Source organism: Pseudomonas cichorii, from assembly GCF_015471405.1.
Classification (GTDB): domain Bacteria; phylum Pseudomonadota; class Gammaproteobacteria; order Pseudomonadales; family Pseudomonadaceae; genus Aquipseudomonas; species Aquipseudomonas serbiensis.
Genome location: NZ_BLVZ01000001.1, coordinates 410,867 through 428,673 on the forward strand (window position 1 = coordinate 410,867; position 17,807 = coordinate 428,673).

Consider the following 17,807-nt stretch of genomic DNA (forward strand, 5'->3'; position numbering starts at 1 on the left):
CCTAAGCAGATATGACCGTTCGGTCAAATATCCGGGCTCGGTTATCGATGCGACGGGGCTTTAAACAATCCCCGACAACCCTTCCCTGTCCAGCCGCCGCTCAATGCTTCCGCCCTTGATCAGCACGGCCCTGTCACACAGATGTGCAACCGTATTCATGTCATGACTGACCAGAACCATGGTCATCCCGGTATCGCGCCGTAACCCTTGAAGCAGATTGAGGATTTCCGCCTGGACGGTCATGTCCAGCGCCGAGGTGGGTTCATCGAGCAACAGCAACCTTGGCTGCAGTTGCAAGGCACGCACAATCGCGATTCGTTGGCGTTGCCCACCGGATAGCTGATGCGGATAACGGTCCAGCACCTCGGCCGGTAACCCGACCTGCTCCAATGACGCCACCAGACTGGCTTCATCAAAAGGCAATCCGTTGATTTGCCGTGGTTCGCGCAGGCTACGACGAATTCGATGCAAGGGGTGCAATGAGGCGTACGGGTCCTGGAACACCATCTGGACATCACGGCGCAGTTTGCCCGTAAAAGCTCGCTGCGCCACAAGGGACTGGCCGAACAATTGAACTTCGCCTTGCCAGTCACGCTGCAATCCCGCAAGGACCCGCAACAGGGTCGACTTGCCAGAGCCGGAGCCACCGATCAAACCGTAACATTCACCAGGCTCGATATGTATCTGCTCGACTTCCAGCGCCTTGAAGTGGCTCAACCCCCGCTTGAAACTCACCGCCAACGAACTGATATCCACTGCGCTCATTGACGCTCCTCAAGCAGGCTTCTGTCCAGAGTGGGCAATGGTTGCCCGTAGCTCTGCGCCGAAGGCTGGCAGTTCCACAAGGTTTTTGTATAAGGATGGCTGGCAGTCGCCAACTCTGATGCCCGGCACCGGTCCACGATGTTGCCGCGATACATGACCAGCACGCGATCGCAATATTTGGCAACCAGAGGCAGATCGTGGCTGATCAACAGCAGGCCCATGCCCCGCTCCTCCACCAGGCCCATGATCAAATCGAGCATCTGGTCGCGCAGGCTACTGTCGAGTGCTGACGTCGGTTCATCAGCAATCAACACACGAGGATCATTGATCAGCATCGCTGCCAGCATGACCCTCTGGCCCATGCCTCCGGACAGTTCATGAGGATAAAGGTCATAAAGCGCGGCAGGATTTGGCAAGCCCACCGCGTCGAGCATTTCCAGCACTTTCTCACGGCGCTCGCGGCGTCCGAGCCGAGTGTGCAATACCAGTACTTCCTCCACTTGGGTACCGACTTTAAGTACCGGGTTCAGGGAATATTTGGGGTCTTGCAACACCAGTGAAAGCCGCGTGCCGCGCAGGGTCTGCCACTGTTTTTCGCTCAAGCCCAGCAAATCATTGCCTCCCAGGCGCAGATGCCCGGCAGACACCAGTCCTGGACGAGGAACCAGCCCAAGAAGCGCACGGGCGGTCAGTGACTTACCCGAGCCAGACTCACCCACCAAGGCAACCTTTTCAGTCCCCACCGTGAAATCGATCCCTTTGACGACATCAATCCGCTGGGCATCAGGCCCGGGAAAACCGACACGCAGGCCTCGTACATCCAGAAGGGTTTCATCACGTACCATGACGGGGATCCAGAACATCGCGCAGGCCATCGCCCAGCAGGTTGAAGGACAGGCTCGTCAGTAGAATGGCGATACCCGGTGCAGCCGCAACCCACCACTGATCAAAAATGACACGGCTTCCATCGGCAACCATCGAGCCCCACTCGGCAGTCGGTGGCTCGACACCCAGCCCGAGAAAACCGAGCCCGGCAGCCGCCAGAATGATGCCGCCCAGATTCAATGCCACCCGCACAATCACCGAAGGCAGGCACAGCGGCAATACATGCCCGAGCAACAAGCGCGCACCCTTGATCCCTTGCAGATGAGCCGCAGCCAGATAGTCACTGTCGCGCAGGACACTGGTCTCGGCCCGTGCCTGACGGGCATAAGCTGGCCATGCAGTGAGCGACAAAGCCAGCGCGCCATTGAGTAACCCAGGCCCGAGAATGGCGACGAAAGCCAAAGCCAGAACCAGTTGCGGAAAAGCCATGACCACATCGGTCATGCGCATCAGGATTCGCTCTGGCCAGCCGCCGTAGAACCCGGCTGTAACACCCACCAGTACACCGATGGGCAAGGTCAACAACAAGACCAGTGACACCAGCAATAAGGTGGGACGAGTGCCGTAAAGCAACCGCGTAAACAGATCCCGGCCAAAGCCGTCGGTGCCTAGCCAATGACTGGCTGACGGTGGTAACAATCGCTGTTCGATATCTTGGTGGTTTGGATCAAAGCCGCTTAACAAGGGTGCGAACAGCGCAACCAACAGCAGCAATACAATCAACGATCCGCCAAGGGTCAAGGCTGGCGAACGACGCCACCAGCGTCGCCCCGACACGCTATCGAAGGCTACAGAAAGACTCATAGCAACTCCCTCGTCCGTGGGTCGATCATGCCTGCCAACACATCGGCGATACCGTTGACGATCACGAAACAAAGGCCGATCACCAAGGTGCTACCCAGAATCGCCGGCACATCGCCTGCGAACAATGCAGTCGTCAGATAGCGGCCGATGCCCGGCCAGGCAAAGACGGTTTCAGTAAGAATGGAGCCCTCGAGCAGACCGGCATAAGCCAGGGCAACCACAATCACCAACGTACCTGCGACATTGGGTAGAACGTGACGAAACAACACTCGACCACGCCCTGCACCTTTGGCCAGAGCGGTTATCACGTATTCCTTGCCCATCTCACCCAGTAACGCAGAGCGTGTCAGCCGACAAATCCCCGCCATGGCATAAAAACCCAAGACCGTCACCGGCAGTACCAAGTGTGAGAAAGCATTACGCAAAGCCCCCTCCTCGCCGGATCGCCAGGTGTCCCACAGCATCCAGCCACTGGGCAGTTCAATGGTGTAAAGAAACGAGTCGTCCAGGCGGCCAGGCCCTCCCGCCCACTGCAATTTTGCATAGAACAACAGCAGCATCAGCAGCCCGAGCCAGAATACCGGCACCGAGTAGCCGATCAGCGAGAACAGCCTCACCAGAGTGTCGATCCAGCCGCCCGGCCGCCAGACAGCCAGCAGGCCCAGTGACAGACCAAGGGACGCCCCCAGCACAATCGACAGGGTTGCCAACTCCAGAGTCGCGGGCAAGGCACGCTTCAAATCCTCCAGCACCGGTTTGCTGGAGGTATTGGAAACGCCCAGATCGCCCTGAGCCAGTTGCTGGAGGTAATTACCGAAACGTACCGGCCAGGGTTGATCCAGTCCCAAGTCAGTGCGTACCTGAGCCAGCGATGCCTCGCTAGCACGATCCCCGGCAATCCGTAGCGCTGGATCGACCGGGGACAACGTGGTCAGCAGAAAAGTAAAGAAAAGCAGGCCGAGCAGCGTGACCAGCAAGGTTAACAATCCCGTTCCTGCCACTCGAAACCTTCGCGAGGCCCCTACCCTCACTTGGCTTTGCTCACCTGATCGAAGTACGGCAGAGAAACCGTGATGTTCTGCAGAACACCCTCGACGCCTTCATGGACTGCAACCTGATTACGACCTTGCAGCGCCACTACATAGGGCGAACTTTCCTGCACGGTCTTTTGCAGATGGCCGTACAAGGCGGTGCGTTTCTGTGGGTCGCGCTCAGCCGCTGCGGCACGAGTCTCCTGGCTTAGCTGGGGAATATTCCACTGGGTACGCCATGCCAGCGTTTTTGGCCCATTCTCCACGTTGTAGGTGAAGGTACTGGCGTTGGAGTTCGGGTCAAGGTAGTCCATGCCCCAATAGGTAAAGATCAACTGGAAATCACGGCTCCGCATTTTTGCCCACAGCTCGCTCTCGACCAGAGGACGAACAGCAATGTCGATGCCTGCTTTCGCGAAACTGGATTGCAGCGCCTGGGCAATGTCGGTGTAAGGCGGCTGATTGAAGACATTCAATTCAACCTTGGTGCCTTCAGCGATGCCGGCATTTTTCAGGATGCTTTTGGCTTTCTCCACGTCCAGCTTGAATGGCTGATCACTCAATGAACCCGCCACGCCTGCCGGCAGGAACGACTGGTGAACGCTGTACTGCCCTTTCAGCAGGTTATTGGAAATGCTCTGGTAGTCCACGAGCCAGCGGGCGACTTCCCAGAAAGCGGGATTCTTCAGGGCGGGAACCTGAGTATTACCGCTGTTGATGCCCAGGTAGTAGATCATCGATGAAGGGAAGCGCTGGACTGTCACCCCCTTCTGCTTTTCCAGAGCGCTGAACTGGTCGGCTCCCAGATCAAACGCAAGGTCGGCATCACCTTGTACCACCAGCAGACGACGGGTCGCCGGGTCCGTGACATTCTTGATCACGACTGTCTTTAACTTGGGCGCTACGGCTGCATGGGGGTTGGCCTGCAAAACCACTGCTTCATGGGGCGTATAGGAACGCAACGCATAAGCGCCAGTACCCGCCGAGTGGTTTTTCAGCCAGCCATTACCCAGATCGGCGCCCTTCGCATGCTTCTCGACTTCTGTCGCATCGACAATGAAACCAACGGGGGTCGCCGACAGGATACTCAAGGCAAACGCGCTGCCTACACCTGCTGGCCAGGCAATTTTTACGTGATCGTCATCAACCTTGGTGAGGAAGCCGTCAATATTTTCCGCATTCCAGCCCAGCTCACCCAGGATGAATGAGGGTGTCTTGTTCAGTTTGACGACGCGCTTGAAAGAGTAAATGACGTCCTCTGGACGTACCACGTTACCCGAAGAGAAAGTCGCTCCGGGGCGCAGTTTGAAAACCAGGCTCTTGTCGTCACTCGCGGCGGTCCAGCTTGCCGCCAACGCCGGGACCAGTACGGACGGGTTCTGGCGATCAGGCTCAAGCAGACGTTGATACAGGTTAGTCAGGGTATTTGTAGCGGTGATTTCAAAACTTTCAGCGGGATCAAGGCTGACGATATCGTCAATTGAACGAGCCACAATCAACGTATCCGCAGGCGTCTTCGCCCACGCCGAACCACTGATTGCAATAGCCATTGCCAAAGCCGTAAGACGCCGCATTCCTGATCCCTCATTCCAAAAACATCGTTCATGTGAATCGACGATATATTGCCTTTAGGAATAAGAAAAATAGTTTTTAGTCATTAACTTATGACTTTTCAGGTTGACGCTGAGACTGGATTCGATCGAGAACCCGGCCATGGCCTTGATCATGAAGGGACTCACACTTGCCACATCTCATCCCTTTGTTCAGGATGACGACCGTTTTCAAAGTCCGAAAAGGCTCTCTTCATGAATCTATTGCGCAAATGGCGCGAGCACCGGGAGCGCAAGGCCCTGCGCAATTTGTCCAGGCTCGAACGTGTTACACAGAAATTGCGTAATCGCTATCCGCAATTCAGCTTTGGGCTGGGCACTTATGGCGATCTGCGAGTCCACGACTGGAGCGAAGGTACAACCTTGCGCGTGGGCGCCTACACCTCCATTGCAATGAATGTCGAGGTTTACCTGGGTGGTCATCATCGCAGCGACTGGCTCAGCTGTTATCCGTTCCCGGCGATGATCGAGGAAGTCGCTCACATAGAGGATTTTGGCGGCAGCAACGGTGATGTGGTGATCGGCAATGATTGCTGGATCTGCTCGCACACCAAGATTTTGTCAGGTGTGACCATCGGCGATGGTGCTGTTGTAGCGGCTGGCTCACTGGTTACCCGAGACGTTGCGCCATATTCGATTGTCGGTGGCAATCCGGCAAAGCATATTCGCTGGCGTTTTGACGAGGGCATGCGGCGCTTGCTTACAGAGTCCGCCTGGTGGAACTGGCCCGAGTCCGAGGTCAGGTCTGTGGCACACCTGCTTTGCTCGACGGATCCTGCGCCCTTTGCAGAGTACCTGACACAGCGCGTCAGCCCCCCACAAAAAATCTGAATATCGACGCGCCGGGCAGTACCTATGCCCGGCGCGCCATTCCTGGATTACCTGTTACGAGTCACCCTCCAAACCGTATTCGCAAGGTCGTCCGCGATGATCAGTGCGCCACGTGGGTCGACAGTGACACCCACAGGCCTGCCACGGGTTTTCCCGTCGGTACCACGGAAGCCCGTAGCGAAATCAAGCGGCTCACCTGCAGGACGGCCGTTACTGAACGGTACGAAGATCACTTTGTAACCCACCGGATTATCCCGGTTCCAACTGCCATGCTCGCCGACAAATACCCCGTCTGCATATTTGTCGCCCATGGCCGGTATCGAGAAATCGACGCCGAGTGCGGCGACGTGTGACCCCAGGCTGTAATCCGGCTTGATCGCAGCGGCAACCTTTTCAGGGTTCTGCGGCTGTGCACGTGAGTCCACGTTCTGACCCCAATAGCTGTAGGGCCAGCCATAAAACCCGCCTTCGCGCACTGAGGTCAGGTAGTCCGGTACCAGATCGGGTCCCAGCTCGTCGCGCTCATTGACCACCGTCCACAACTGACCGGTCCCGGGCTGAATCGTCAATGCCGTCGGGTTGCGCAAGCCGGTTGCATACGGTTTGTGGGCTCCCGTCTGGGCGTCGATCTGCCACACCATGGCACGGTCAACCTCCGCTTCCATCCCGCGCTCGGTAACATTGCTGTTTGAACCGATGCCGACATACAGGAAGCGGCCATCGGGGCTGATGGTCAACGCCTTGGTCCAGTGGTGGTTGATCTCGGAAGGCAGGTCGGTGACCTTGGTGGGCGAGCCGCTGGCCTTGGTCTGGCCTTCTGCATAATCGAAACGCACCAGCGCATCCTGGTTTGCTACATACAGCTTGCCATCGGCAAAGGCCAGGCCGTACGGCGCGTTGAGGTTTTCGGCGAATACCGTTTTCAATTCATAGGTGCCATCGCCGTCGGCATCGCGCAGCAATGTCAGACGGTTGCCGCCTTTGACTTTGGTATTGCCCTCGGCCTTGATGACACTTGCAATCACGTCCTTGGGCTTGAGCTTCGCAGCTCCACCACCACGCCCTTCTGCGACGAGGATGTCACCATTGGGCAGGACCAGGGTCTGGCGCGGGATTCTCAGATCAGTCGCGATCGCCGTGATGCTGTAACCCTGAGGCACCGTTGGCTTTTGATCACCCCACGCCACCGGCTCGGCAATTTTCATGCTGGGCAACAGGCCGCGCTGCGGTTCCGGCAGCTTGGGATCGGGGCCGAGCGACTGGGTACTGTCCGCTTCGCCACCACATGCGCTCAACAGTAACGCGACGCTCAAGACAGACAATGCGTTCAGGTGTCTCATTGCGCACCTCCCGACCGCAGACTGGTCAGTCCGGTCCAGGTCGCCACGAAGGCCAGCAGGGTCACGATGACTGAGAGAATCAGTCCAGAGGGCATGACGGCCCATGCATCTTTCGCATGCTCGAAGGCATTGACGAGCCCCAGCACCCAAGTGACCAGCAGTAGCAGGAAGTACAGCACCGGGCGTCCTGCCTTCTGCTGCGCCCGGATCAGGTTGGCGAGCGCGAACAACAGCGCCAGCCCGCAGAAAACAAGCCCTCCGGCAATCAGCCAGGAGGCGAAGTTGCTCCATTGGATCTGGAAGGTCTTGAAGTAGGCAATGTCGCTCAGCAAGGCACCGAGAAACAGCGGAACGGTTCCGGCAAGCAAGATCGCATGCAGCGGGCTTGGCGTGCTTCGGTAGACGGGGTTAGCGGTAACGGTCACGGCGGCTCCTTATCGTGTGGCGCACCTGGCGGATGCTCAGTACGAAAGCACTGGTCTGTCAGGCACGCGCGCGGACTGCGCAGAAAAGAGGATCGTTCTGCAGGAGTTTTAGTTCACCGCGTTTCGTATCTAAATATTTTGAATGTGATCCCAGAGAGTCGCGTGCTTATTTTGCCACCTCTCCTCCAATCACCACCTTGTCCCCAGCTTTCAGGCCGGAAAGCACCTGAACCCGGACCTTGTTATTGATGCCAGTGCGTATGTTTTCCGCTCTGACCTGGTCTTTTTCTTCGAGGATACTGACAGGAAAAGTGCCGTCGGGATTCTGTTCCCCCAACGCAGCAACCGGAATCGTCAGCACGCCCTCTCCCACTTCAAGCACCACTCGCACCTGTGCCGTCATGTTGATTCTCAAGCGCCCGTCCGGGTTGGGCACATCGAACAGGGCATTGTAGAAAACCGCCGAATCTGACCGCCCTGCTCCACCGGACTGGCTGGCGAAGCTGGTAGAGGCTGGTTCGATGCCGCGTAATGTGGCGTTGTAACGCTTGTCACGGTCCCCGAGTATCGTGAAGTAGACCGGCATGCCGACCTTGATCTTGACCACATCCGCCTCGGAAACCCGGGCCTTGATCGTCATCGTGTCGAGCCGGGCCATTTTCAGGATCACGGGTGCCAGTTGTTCGGCAATGACTGTCTGGCCTTCCTGAGTGACAATCGCCAGGATCTTGCCATCCATAGGGGCAAGAATGCGCGTATAACCCAGGTTTATGCGGGCAGTTTCTATCTTGATCCGGGCAGTGCGTACCTGAGCCTCAAGCGAAGCCAGTGTCGCGCTCAACTCTTCATAGTCATACTTTGCCTTGTCGAAATCCTCACGAGATACCGCCGCATCAGCCCCCAGTTCCTCATAGCGCTGATAGGTCAGGCGCGCGAGCTTCAACTGATGAGCCGCTGCATCTCTGTCCGCAGTGAGCCTTTCACTGTTGACGATTGCCTGACGCAACGCATTGCGCGCAGGCAGAGGATCGATCTGGGCCAGCAACTGATCCTTATGGACATTGTCGCCCGGTGCGACTTTCAGGGTTTGCAACTGGCCGGAAACCTGTGCGCCCACATCCACTTGCTGCTGCCCGTGAAGCACCCCGTCTGCCAGCACCGCATGTTCAATGCTGGTGATCTCTGCCGAGGCGGTCAGATAATTCGGGGTGTCGCTTTGAGTCGCACCTTTATAGAGGGCATAACCCGCCAGCGAAACCAGCAGATCGATGAAGATCACTCTCAAAATGATCTTGCGGTAGTTAAGGCCCCGCAGAAAGCGCCAGATCCTCACCGCCAGGCCCTTCTATTGATATGCATGAAAATCCCCTCATTCTTCAGCGAGGGAATAGAAGCATCCAGAAACGGGCACGTCTGTCCTTGCATTTGGGGACAAGGTTTCTGTGGTTTTTTCCTGAGCGTGGGAGGCCGCACCTGTAGCAATATGCTCCCCTGAACCGGCAAGAACCCTCTAGTACAAGGGCTGTAGCGCCACCCTGCGCATGCATGACAGTTTGTCCCCAGTTTCCCTTACAGACATGGACTAAAGGCGATGTGTACATTCATCCATACATTAGGAGTCTTGTCCTACAAATGAGCCTGCAACAAGGCAGACATTGATGGAATTCCGAACTGGACGAGGTCTGGAATCCTGGCGGAAATAAATGCCATGGGGGCGCAAGTGTGATGAATGCCAATCTACGAATGACGGGAAAACAACCGGCTTACTTTCTGGAACTGGGACGTCTGATCTCGAGCGTCGGTGATGCGCAGTTCGTTTCCAACATGTACCAACTCATAGCAGCCTCAGTGCCGATTGACCTTCTTGACCTCAGCGAATGGACAATTGACGAAAACGAAGCAAGCATCATAAGCATCCAGCCGCTGGGGCGCGAAGCTACAGAGCGAAAGCAGGGAACGCCGACAGCATCGCCGGACAACCAGATGCTGCTCACGCGAATGCTCAACCTGGATGACTCACTGCTGATTCACCTCAAATATCCATTCAACGATGCACCCGGCAACACCGTAGGTTCTACGGCCGCTTACCAGTGCAATCTGGTTTCACGAAAGTCCAATCGCCGATGTGTGATCTCTCTGCAGCGCGAACAGCCACTGCGCGATTTCTCCCTTCACGAGCTGTCCTTTCTCAAGAATTTTTCCGAAACGCTGCTGCCCTTGCTGGAGCGACATGCCCAGGCAACACGCAATCTGTGCAGCACACCGGCCGAAGACGATGCGGGAATGCTGGGCGGACAACAGTTGCTGAAAGACTTCAACGAAAAGCTGACGCTTTCAGAAGTCAGGCTGTCATTGCGTGAAAAAGAGATCTGTCTTGGCTTGCTCGCAGGTTCGACCGTTCCGGAAATGGCTGAAAAGCTCCATGTCAAAAACAGCTCCATAGAAACCTACCTCAAGCGCGCAGCGGCCAAGCTTGGCGTCAAAGGACGTCACGGTCTGGTGAAGTGGATGATTGGTGTCTCTCAGAGTGCCTGACCCCCTGACTGCGGTGGGTTGCCGGTATCCACAAAGGTTATTTCAATGAAGTATTTTCTGCTCAGCGCCATAGCAGTTTCAGTGCTTGGCGGCTGTTCCCTCATTCCCGAATACCAACTTCCACCCTCCCCTGTGGCTGCAAACTATCCCTACGCCTCGGCAGGCAATAACGATCTGGTGAATACTGCAGCGGCGGAACAAGGCTGGCGGAATTTCTTTCGTGATCCGGTGCTTGGCCAGTTGATCGAAAGCTCACTGTCCAATAATCGTGACTTGCGTGTAGCAGTGCTCAACCTTGAGGCCTATCAGGCTCAGTACCGCATACAGCGCAGCGATCTGTTTCCTTCGGTTTCGGTGAGCGGATCGGGCAGTCGACAAAGCCTTCCGGCTGATATGTCAGGCCTTGGTGAACGCGCCATCAGCAGCTCCTACTCGGCCACGCTGGGTATCAGCGCCTACGAGCTTGACCTGTTCGGGCGAAACCGCAGCCTTACTCAGGAAAGTCTGGAAACCTATCTTTCCAGCGAGCAAGCCAGACGCAGCACGCAATTGAGCCTTGTGGCCAATGTGGCAAACGCCTACCTCACCTGGCGGGCAGATCAGGAACAGCTCAAGCTCACCAGGGACACACTGAAAACCTATGAAAAGAGCCTCAAGCTGACTCTGCAGCAAGGCTCTGCAGGCACTGCGTCGGCTCTGGCCATCAGCCAGGCTCGTACGTCAGTGGAAAGCGCACGGGCCAACCTCGCGCAATACGAAAGACTGATTGCCCAGGACCTCAATGCCCTGACGCTTCTGGTAGGCACAAGCGTATCGGACACTCTGCCGGCACAGCCCTTGAGCAATGAGCTGCTGGGCAGTGTGCCCGCCGGGCTGCCTTCAGAATTATTGCAGCGCCGCCCCGACATTCAGGAAGCCGAACACCTGCTTAAAGCCGCCAATGCCAATATCGGGGCTGCACGAGCCGCATTTTTCCCGAGTATCAGCCTGACCGCCAACGCGGGTACATCCAGCACCGAGCTGTCCAGGCTGTTCAAGGCCGGTTCAGGGGGATGGCTTTTCCAGCCCCAGATCAATATTCCAGTCTTCAACGCGGGCAACCTGCGCGCCAGCCTGGATTACTCGAAAATCCAGAAAGATATCCGGGTTGCACAGTACGAGAAAAGCATCCAGACCGCTTTCCAGGAAGTCGCTGATGGCCTGGCGGCAAGGCAGACCTACACGCAGCAACTGGCCGCGCAACGTGACTCATTGAAGGCTAACGAGGACTATTACCGATTGGCTGAGGCTCGCTATCGCAGCGGTCTGGATAGCAGCCTTACCTTGCTGGATGCACAGCGCTCGCTGTTCAACGCGCAGTCCACATTGATCTCGAACCGCCTCGCCCAGCTCACGGCCGAAGTCAATCTATACAAGGCCCTGGGTGGCGGGTGGACTGAATACAGCACTCCTGCAAGCCTCCCTTCAGCAAGCCTCCAGCCTCCCCCCGCGTGAGCGGGCATCAGGTATCATCCATTCTAATGATGATAGTAGCCAAGTGACTCTCCGCTCGATAATAGTAAGCGCTTAATATTAAAGAGCTAGCACTTCTCGCCCCCTGCTGCATTAATATTTTTTTACCTACACATCTGTATCTTTTTGGACTAACTAATTTTAATAGTGTTACTAATTCACTCAATCCAAAGACCCGAAGACAATCGCCCTCCGCACTCACTAGTCGAAAATGATGAAAGCTACTCCCCTACGGTTGCGCTAGATGCTGAAACGATATAGCCTTTTTCCACATCAAGGTGCATGAGTGAGTCCAGACATGGTTTTGTCGAATCTAATAGCAGACGGAACAGCGACTTTGAAAATCATGATTCTTTCAGGCCTGACAGAGTCCGGGGCCTTAAACACGTTAAAAGTCTCAAAATCCTTATTGAACTTTCTCAATCGTCTGTTGTCGTATGACCGCAATTCCTTCCGATGAAAACTCGCACTATTCAGCGTTCTTGACCGGATAACAGGCGCCGCTCATGCGTGGCAAAGATTGATATTTATCGGACTGACTCTATGCACAAAAAATTACCGGACTCCCAGGTATTGGATTTGCTCATCGAAGCGGAGCGCAATTTCCCTGCCGCCAGCGAGACGGAATATATCAGTTCGCTCTCCTCGCTGTTTGGCAAGTTAAACGTTGATTATTTTGCCTACCTGCACATGGACCTGACCCCGTTGGGCATTTCTCGAGTCTCCATATTCAGCAACTACCCGACCGAATGGATTGAGACCTATCGCAAGAAGTCGCTCTACAAGAAAGACCCCATCATCATTCACTCGGCAAACACCTCAAGCCCGTTCTTCTGGAGCGAGGTGTTACGCCCCAAGCATGCCAATCTGGAAGTGGTCGAGCAATCCGCACGCTACGGGATAGAACAGGGCTTTACCGTTCCCATGCATGAGCCGGGCCGCACCTTTGGCTCGATGCACCTGGCCGCCTCCCTTGCAAATAAAGCCTTTGTGCCCAGCATGCAGTCCCACCTTCTGGCGATAAAAGCCATAAGCGATATCGCCCATCACAACCGACCGTTGCCTTGCTCCACGTGCGAATCGCTGAGATTGACGCCCCGTGAAAACGAGTTTCTGAGATGGCTCAGTATGGGCAAGACTTACCGCGAGATCGGTCTGATAATGAATATCAGTGAGCGCACAGTGAAATTCTATGCTCACCAGATGACGGAAAAACTGGAGTGCGTGAATGTCAAACAAGCCATGATGAAAGCCATGTATCTCAACTTGGTCTAGTCCAGAAACAATGCGTGGTCTAGTCCAAAGATTAACTTGGTCTAGTCCAGAAACACCAAATACCGCCTTTACCCACCTATATCGAAAGGACTTTCCGCACTCAATTAGTGCGTCATCTGCGTGCCTCAGCGATATATCCTAATAACTTACGCCCTAAACATGCGTTTGAAACATCTATATGTTTAAACGACTCTGAGGCGCTGCCTTTGTTTAACCGCTGACCACCTCAAGAAATGTTCCCGATAAACATTAACTATTTGCGACATTGAAAAAAGTTATAACGACCTTCGCCCGACTTCATGAATCATTCCTGTACCTAGGTACAGTAGTAAAAGAGGGGGTCGAAAGTTAAAAATCAAGCACTGTTCAATATTCAGGCATCTTGAAAATAGTTGGCGACCACTTGATGTCGTTTTTGAGCAGCTCCTGTGTTTGGCAAGTTTGCAACCTTTCACTTGCCGCCAGGAAACAGCCCCCGAGTCGTCGGGGGAAGGCTTGGGCAGCGTACAGGAAGATGACTGCCCGGACCTTAAGCCATAAGCCCGGTCACGCACGGGTCGTGACTGAGGTTGAAGAGATTCAACTGAAAAAAATTTCATCTAACACAAAAAGGAAGTCTGATGAACGTTCAACAACTCTTTCCCCATCTGGGCAAAGTCATCACCGGTACTGGAAGCCGTCATTTTGCGCGTCTGCTTCACGATCTGATCAGCGCCTCGCTTCATGTGGATGCCACTCATGTGAGCCAGCACAGAACCAGGCTCGTGGAGGTTGCGGCAGGTGCCTCAGCGCCAGTCTCCATGGATAAAGACTCAAGCCAGGATGCGTTGCCTCAGGGCAGCCAGCAACGCCTGGAGCCTGTCTTGCTGAGCGTCGACCAGGTCGCCAATGCTCGCGTCGACAAAAGTATCAAGTTTGGCACGCCGGCTTATGACGCACAGGACATCGAGAACCCGTGCGAGGATCACAGTGAGGTGCCTCAAGTACACCTGGCATCGCACAGCAACGGCCAACGCTGCGTCATCTCGGTCTATCGCTCATCGTCCTCCAAACCCTTCACCAGCCAGGAGCGGGCTCAGCTCAAGGACATGTCCTGGATGCTGCTGCCCATTGTCGAGGAGCACATCGCGACCCTGACACCCGTGCGCGCAGCCGTTGCCCCTACGCCGATCATTGCCGGGGCCGATGAAGATGCCGCCATGGAAAGCCTTCGTCAGCGCTTCCTCGATCGGCTACAGGCGTCGGAACTGAGCCTGTCTCTGCGCGAAACAGAAGTTTGCGTAGGGCTGCTGGCCGGCCTCACCGTGCCTCAGTTGGCCGAACGGCTCGAATTGAAGGTCAGCACCGTAGAAAGCTATTTCAAGCGCGCAGCAGTAAAGATGGGGATCGGCGGACGCAGCCCTTTGCTTCGCTGGCTGCACGCCACGGACACCAAGCGCCACCCTGCTGCCGGTGTCTATCAGAAAGCGGTCTGATACAACTCTTCTCTTATAACCTCACTTCCTTATGCAGCGGCATCGGTTCTATATCCCATGGATGTACCAACCGATACCGTTGCGCCACCTCGTCCTTAACTGCCGCAATCGATTCAACTGCGGCAGTCAGTGTGCCTCAGTCCCGAGCCAGGGCATCGATCGGATCAAGCCGCGCAGCATTGCGTGCCGGTACGAAGCCGAACACGATGCCGATCAGGGTTGAGCAGACGAAAGCCGTAATGATCGAGCCCAGTGAAAACACCATTTGCCATTCCTTGACCAACAGGGAAAACACATAACCTATGGCAAAGGACAGTCCTATGCCGATCAGGCCCCCCAACAGACAGACCATGACAGCTTCCACCAGAAACTGCTGACGGATATCAGAGGGCCTTGCACCCACTGCCATCCTGATGCCGATCTCGCGGGTACGTTCGGTCACCGATACCAACATGATGTTCATGACGCCAATACCGCCGACCACCAGGGAAATCACTGCAATCAGCGACAATAGCAGCGCCAGCGACTGGCTGGTCTTCTGCACGGTCTGCATGATGCTGTCCAGGTTATAGGTGAAGAAATCCTTGGTGCCATGACGTTTCTCGATGAGTCTGGTCAGGTTTTCTTCCACCAGCTTGCTTGGCTGGCCGTCCTTGACGCGCACCGTGATGCTGTCCAGATAGCGCTGCCCCAGCAACCGGCCGGACGCCGTTTCGTAAGGCATCCATACATTCAGGTTCTTGCTGGTATTGAAGACGCTTTTCTTGTCTTCCGTCACACCAATAACGATACAGGGCAGGTTATCCACCAGTATCACCTGGCCCAACGGGTCGGTTTTCGGCCCGAACAGGCGTGTGCGAGTGTTGTGGTCGATCACCACCACCTGGGCCTGGCGAATACTGTCTTCTTTGCTGAACCCTACGCCCTCACCCATCTTGATGCCACGCACCCTGAAATAGTTGTCGCCTACCCCGTTGACGGTCGCGGTCACGTCGAGGTTCTGATAGCGCAATAACAGGTTGCGGCCGACATTGGGCGTTGCACTGTCGATGTAGTACTGGTCCCCCAGCGCAGCGACATCGCCCAGAGAGAGGGTTTCGATTGCCGCCGAGCGGCTGTCTCCCCAGTCAGTGCCGGGAAATATCTCGATTGTCGTACTGCCAATGGCGGCAATGTCATTGAGCACGTAACGCTTGGCCCCCTCACCGACTGCCACGATAGACACCACGGACGTGATGCCGATCACAATTCCCAACATGGTCAGCAAGGTACGCATGCGGTGCGATATCAGCGCTATCCAGGCCATGCTGAAGGCTTCGCGGAACAGCTCGAAGCTGGCCACCAGACGATTACCCTGCCGGGTTTTGCTCGGTAATACCTCCTGGTCATCGTCTTCCAGCGTCTGGCGGGCGGGATTGGTACGATCGCTGATGATCTTGCCGTCGGAGATCTCGATGATCCGATGCGCATGCGCCGCGACTTTTTCATCGTGCGTGACCAGGATAACCGTACGCCCGGCCGCATTGAGCTCCAGCAGAATCTTCATCACTTCCTTGCCGCTGGCAGTATCAAGCGCGCCTGTGGGCTCGTCGGCCAGAATGATCTCGCCGCCGTTCATCAAGGCCCGTGCAATGCTGACCCGTTGCTGCTGACCACCGGAAAGCTGATTGGGACGGTTACGCAAGTGATCGCCGAGGCCCAGACGGGACAACAACTCTTGCGCTCGGTCATTGCGGGCCGACTCGCCTACCCCGGCATAGATCGCTGGCATCTCGACGTTATTGACCGCGCTCAAATGACTGAGCAGATGGTAACGCTGGAAAATGAAACCAAAATGATCACGGCGCAGCGCTGCCAGCTCGTCATCGGTCAGCGAATGGGTTTCGCGCCCACTGACCTTGTAACTTCCGGCATCGGCATGGTCGAGGCAACCCAGCACGTTCATCAAGGTCGACTTGCCCGACCCTGAGGCCCCGATGATCGCGACCAGTTCCCCATGATTGATCGTCAGGTTGATGTCATCCAGGGCAATGAAATCCTTGGCACCTGCGCTGAAACGTCGGGTAATGCCCTGTAGCTCCAGTAACGGCTGAGTCGTCATGCGCCTGCCCCCGAGGTTGAGGCCGCGGTCGCCGTTGCGGTGGACGGTTCGCCAATGACAACCTGATCGCCTTCCTGCAATCCGTCATCGATCTGTACCCGGACATTGTTATTGATACCGGTCTTGACCTTGCGAACCTGAGCCACTCCCTGAGCATCCAGCACTCGAATCGCAAAGCGGCCCTCCGCATCTTTGTCACCCAACGCCGCAACAGGCACTGTCAGCACACCAGTGGCCTTGGAAAGCACAATGCGAACTTGCGCAGTCATCGATATCCGCAGCTTGTGCTCAGGGTTTGGCACATCGAACAGTGCGTTATAGAAAACGGCTGTGTTCTGGCGGCTGGAGTTGTTGGCCTGGGTTTCCAGGAAGTTCTGCGGCGCAGGCTCGATACCGCGCAATTTGCCGTAGTAGCGTTTGTCGGACTCCCCCAGGATCGTGAAGTAGACCTCCTGGCCTTGCTTGATATGAATCACATCCGCCTCGGAAACCTGAGCCTTGACGGTCATGGTGTCCAGATCGGCCAGCTTGAGCAGCACCGGCGCCAGTTGTTGGGCGATGACGGTCTGGCCTTCCTGAGTCACGATCCCTACCACAGCGCCATCGATGGGAGCCACGATGCGCGTATAGTCCAGATTGACCCGTGCAGTTTCCACCTGGATGCGAGCGTCCTTGAGTTGAGCGCTCAAGGACCGCAGGTTGGCAGCCTCGACCCGGTAATCCGACTCGGCGGTTTCAAAATCCTGTTTCGAGATCGCTTCTGTCGGCAGCAGGTTCAGATAGCGCTCGTAGGTCGCCTTGGCTTTGCTCAGTTGCGCGGCAGTGGCTTCCTTCTTGGCGATCAGATCCTCTTCATTGACCTGAGCCTGGCGCAGGGAATTCTGCAGGACGACCGGATCGATCTCGGCCAGCCACTGCCCTTTCTTGACCTCATCCCCCAGTTTGACCTTGAGTGACTTCAACTGGCCGGACACCTGGGCACCGACATCCACCTGCCTGACGCCTTGCAGAACGCCGGTGGCCAGCACCGAATTCTCGATATCGCTGCGTTCGGCCTTGGCCGTCAGGTATTGGGGCGGCGCTTCCTCGGAGCGAGTAGCGGCATACAAGACCCCGGCGACAGTCAACAGGCCGAGGATGATAACGGTTTTGCGAAACTTGAACTTTGGCATATGAGACCACGAATACGTTGCTGGCAGACCCGGCTGGCTGGCAGCC

General features: G+C 56.0%; 15 protein-coding genes. 5 read left to right on the plus strand and 10 right to left on the minus strand.

The window, feature by feature from the left end; genetic code table 11:
- Positions 1 to 60: 60 nt before the first annotated feature.
- The 5 genes from JL015_RS01410 to JL015_RS01430 are packed head-to-tail and all read right to left on the minus strand — an operon-like array spanning position 61 to position 5,059.
- Positions 61 to 765 (minus strand): ABC transporter ATP-binding protein, encoded by a 705-nt coding sequence (locus JL015_RS01410; RefSeq protein WP_201017115.1) that lies wholly within the window; start codon positions 763 to 765, stop codon positions 61 to 63.
- On the minus strand, positions 762 to 1,610 hold the full coding sequence (locus JL015_RS01415) for an ABC transporter ATP-binding protein (RefSeq protein ID WP_201017116.1): 849 nt from the start codon (positions 1,608 to 1,610) through the stop codon (positions 762 to 764). Before JL015_RS01415 ends, JL015_RS01410 begins: the two co-directional genes overlap by 4 nt.
- Positions 1,600 to 2,454 carry an ABC transporter permease gene (locus JL015_RS01420; RefSeq protein WP_201017117.1) on the minus strand — a complete coding sequence of 285 codons (855 nt, stop codon included), beginning with the start codon at positions 2,452 to 2,454 and terminating at the stop codon, positions 1,600 to 1,602. The genes JL015_RS01415 and JL015_RS01420 overlap by 11 nt, the downstream gene beginning before the upstream one ends.
- Positions 2,451 to 3,485, minus strand: a complete 1,035-nt coding sequence (locus tag JL015_RS01425; protein WP_236250131.1) for an ABC transporter permease — start codon at positions 3,483 to 3,485, stop codon at positions 2,451 to 2,453. Before JL015_RS01425 ends, JL015_RS01420 begins: the two co-directional genes overlap by 4 nt.
- Positions 3,482 to 5,059, minus strand: a complete 1,578-nt coding sequence (locus JL015_RS01430) for an ABC transporter substrate-binding protein (RefSeq protein ID WP_201017119.1) — start codon at positions 5,057 to 5,059, stop codon at positions 3,482 to 3,484. The genes JL015_RS01425 and JL015_RS01430 overlap by 4 nt, the downstream gene beginning before the upstream one ends.
- 231 nt (positions 5,060 to 5,290) lie before the next feature.
- On the opposite strand from JL015_RS01430, the gene JL015_RS01435 reads away from it, so the two are divergent.
- Entirely contained in the window at positions 5,291 to 5,926 is a 636-nt protein-coding gene (locus JL015_RS01435; RefSeq protein WP_201017120.1) for a CatB-related O-acetyltransferase, read from the plus strand.
- 47 nt (positions 5,927 to 5,973) lie between these two features.
- Here JL015_RS01435 and JL015_RS01440 read toward each other — a convergent pair whose 3' ends face one another.
- From JL015_RS01440 to JL015_RS01450, 3 genes are all read right to left on the minus strand, one after another.
- Positions 5,974 to 7,266 (minus strand): PQQ-dependent sugar dehydrogenase, encoded by a 1,293-nt coding sequence (locus JL015_RS01440; RefSeq protein ID WP_201017121.1) that lies wholly within the window; start codon positions 7,264 to 7,266, stop codon positions 5,974 to 5,976.
- Positions 7,263 to 7,691 (minus strand): DUF2231 domain-containing protein, encoded by a 429-nt coding sequence (locus JL015_RS01445; protein ID WP_201017122.1) that lies wholly within the window; start codon positions 7,689 to 7,691, stop codon positions 7,263 to 7,265. The genes JL015_RS01440 and JL015_RS01445 overlap by 4 nt, the downstream gene beginning before the upstream one ends.
- Positions 7,692 to 7,857: 166 nt before the next feature.
- Complete coding sequence (locus tag JL015_RS01450) at positions 7,858 to 9,006, minus strand: efflux RND transporter periplasmic adaptor subunit (RefSeq protein WP_374063358.1); 1,149 nt, start codon at positions 9,004 to 9,006, stop codon at positions 7,858 to 7,860.
- 410 nt (positions 9,007 to 9,416) lie between these two features.
- Between JL015_RS01450 and JL015_RS01455 the strand changes: the two genes are divergently transcribed.
- The 4 genes from JL015_RS01455 to JL015_RS01470 all read left to right on the plus strand — a co-directional run bounded on the left by JL015_RS01455 (position 9,417) and on the right by JL015_RS01470 (position 14,488).
- Entirely contained in the window at positions 9,417 to 10,226 is an 810-nt protein-coding gene (locus JL015_RS01455; RefSeq protein ID WP_236123960.1) for a helix-turn-helix transcriptional regulator, read from the plus strand.
- Between the two features lie 45 nt (positions 10,227 to 10,271).
- On the plus strand, positions 10,272 to 11,720 hold the full coding sequence (gene adeC, locus JL015_RS01460) for an AdeC/AdeK/OprM family multidrug efflux complex outer membrane factor (RefSeq protein WP_201017124.1): 1,449 nt from the start codon (positions 10,272 to 10,274) through the stop codon (positions 11,718 to 11,720).
- A 528-nt stretch (positions 11,721 to 12,248) separates the two neighbouring features.
- Positions 12,249 to 13,013 carry a helix-turn-helix transcriptional regulator gene (locus tag JL015_RS01465; RefSeq protein WP_201000654.1) on the plus strand — a complete coding sequence of 255 codons (765 nt, stop codon included), beginning with the start codon at positions 12,249 to 12,251 and terminating at the stop codon, positions 13,011 to 13,013.
- Between the two features lie 620 nt (positions 13,014 to 13,633).
- Entirely contained in the window at positions 13,634 to 14,488 is an 855-nt protein-coding gene (locus JL015_RS01470; protein WP_201017125.1) for a helix-turn-helix transcriptional regulator, read from the plus strand.
- Between the two features lie 136 nt (positions 14,489 to 14,624).
- Here the strand turns inward: JL015_RS01470 and JL015_RS01475 are convergent, their stop codons facing one another.
- Both JL015_RS01475 and macA read right to left on the minus strand, forming a co-directional pair.
- Positions 14,625 to 16,589: a MacB family efflux pump subunit gene (locus JL015_RS01475; RefSeq protein ID WP_201017126.1), complete on the minus strand. Its 1,965-nt coding sequence runs from the start codon at positions 16,587 to 16,589 to the stop codon at positions 14,625 to 14,627.
- A complete protein-coding gene (gene macA / locus JL015_RS01480) occupies positions 16,586 to 17,761 on the minus strand; it encodes a macrolide transporter subunit MacA (RefSeq protein ID WP_201017127.1) in 1,176 nt (391 codons plus the stop codon). The genes JL015_RS01475 and macA overlap by 4 nt, the downstream gene beginning before the upstream one ends.
- Positions 17,762 to 17,807: the final 46 nt, after the last annotated feature.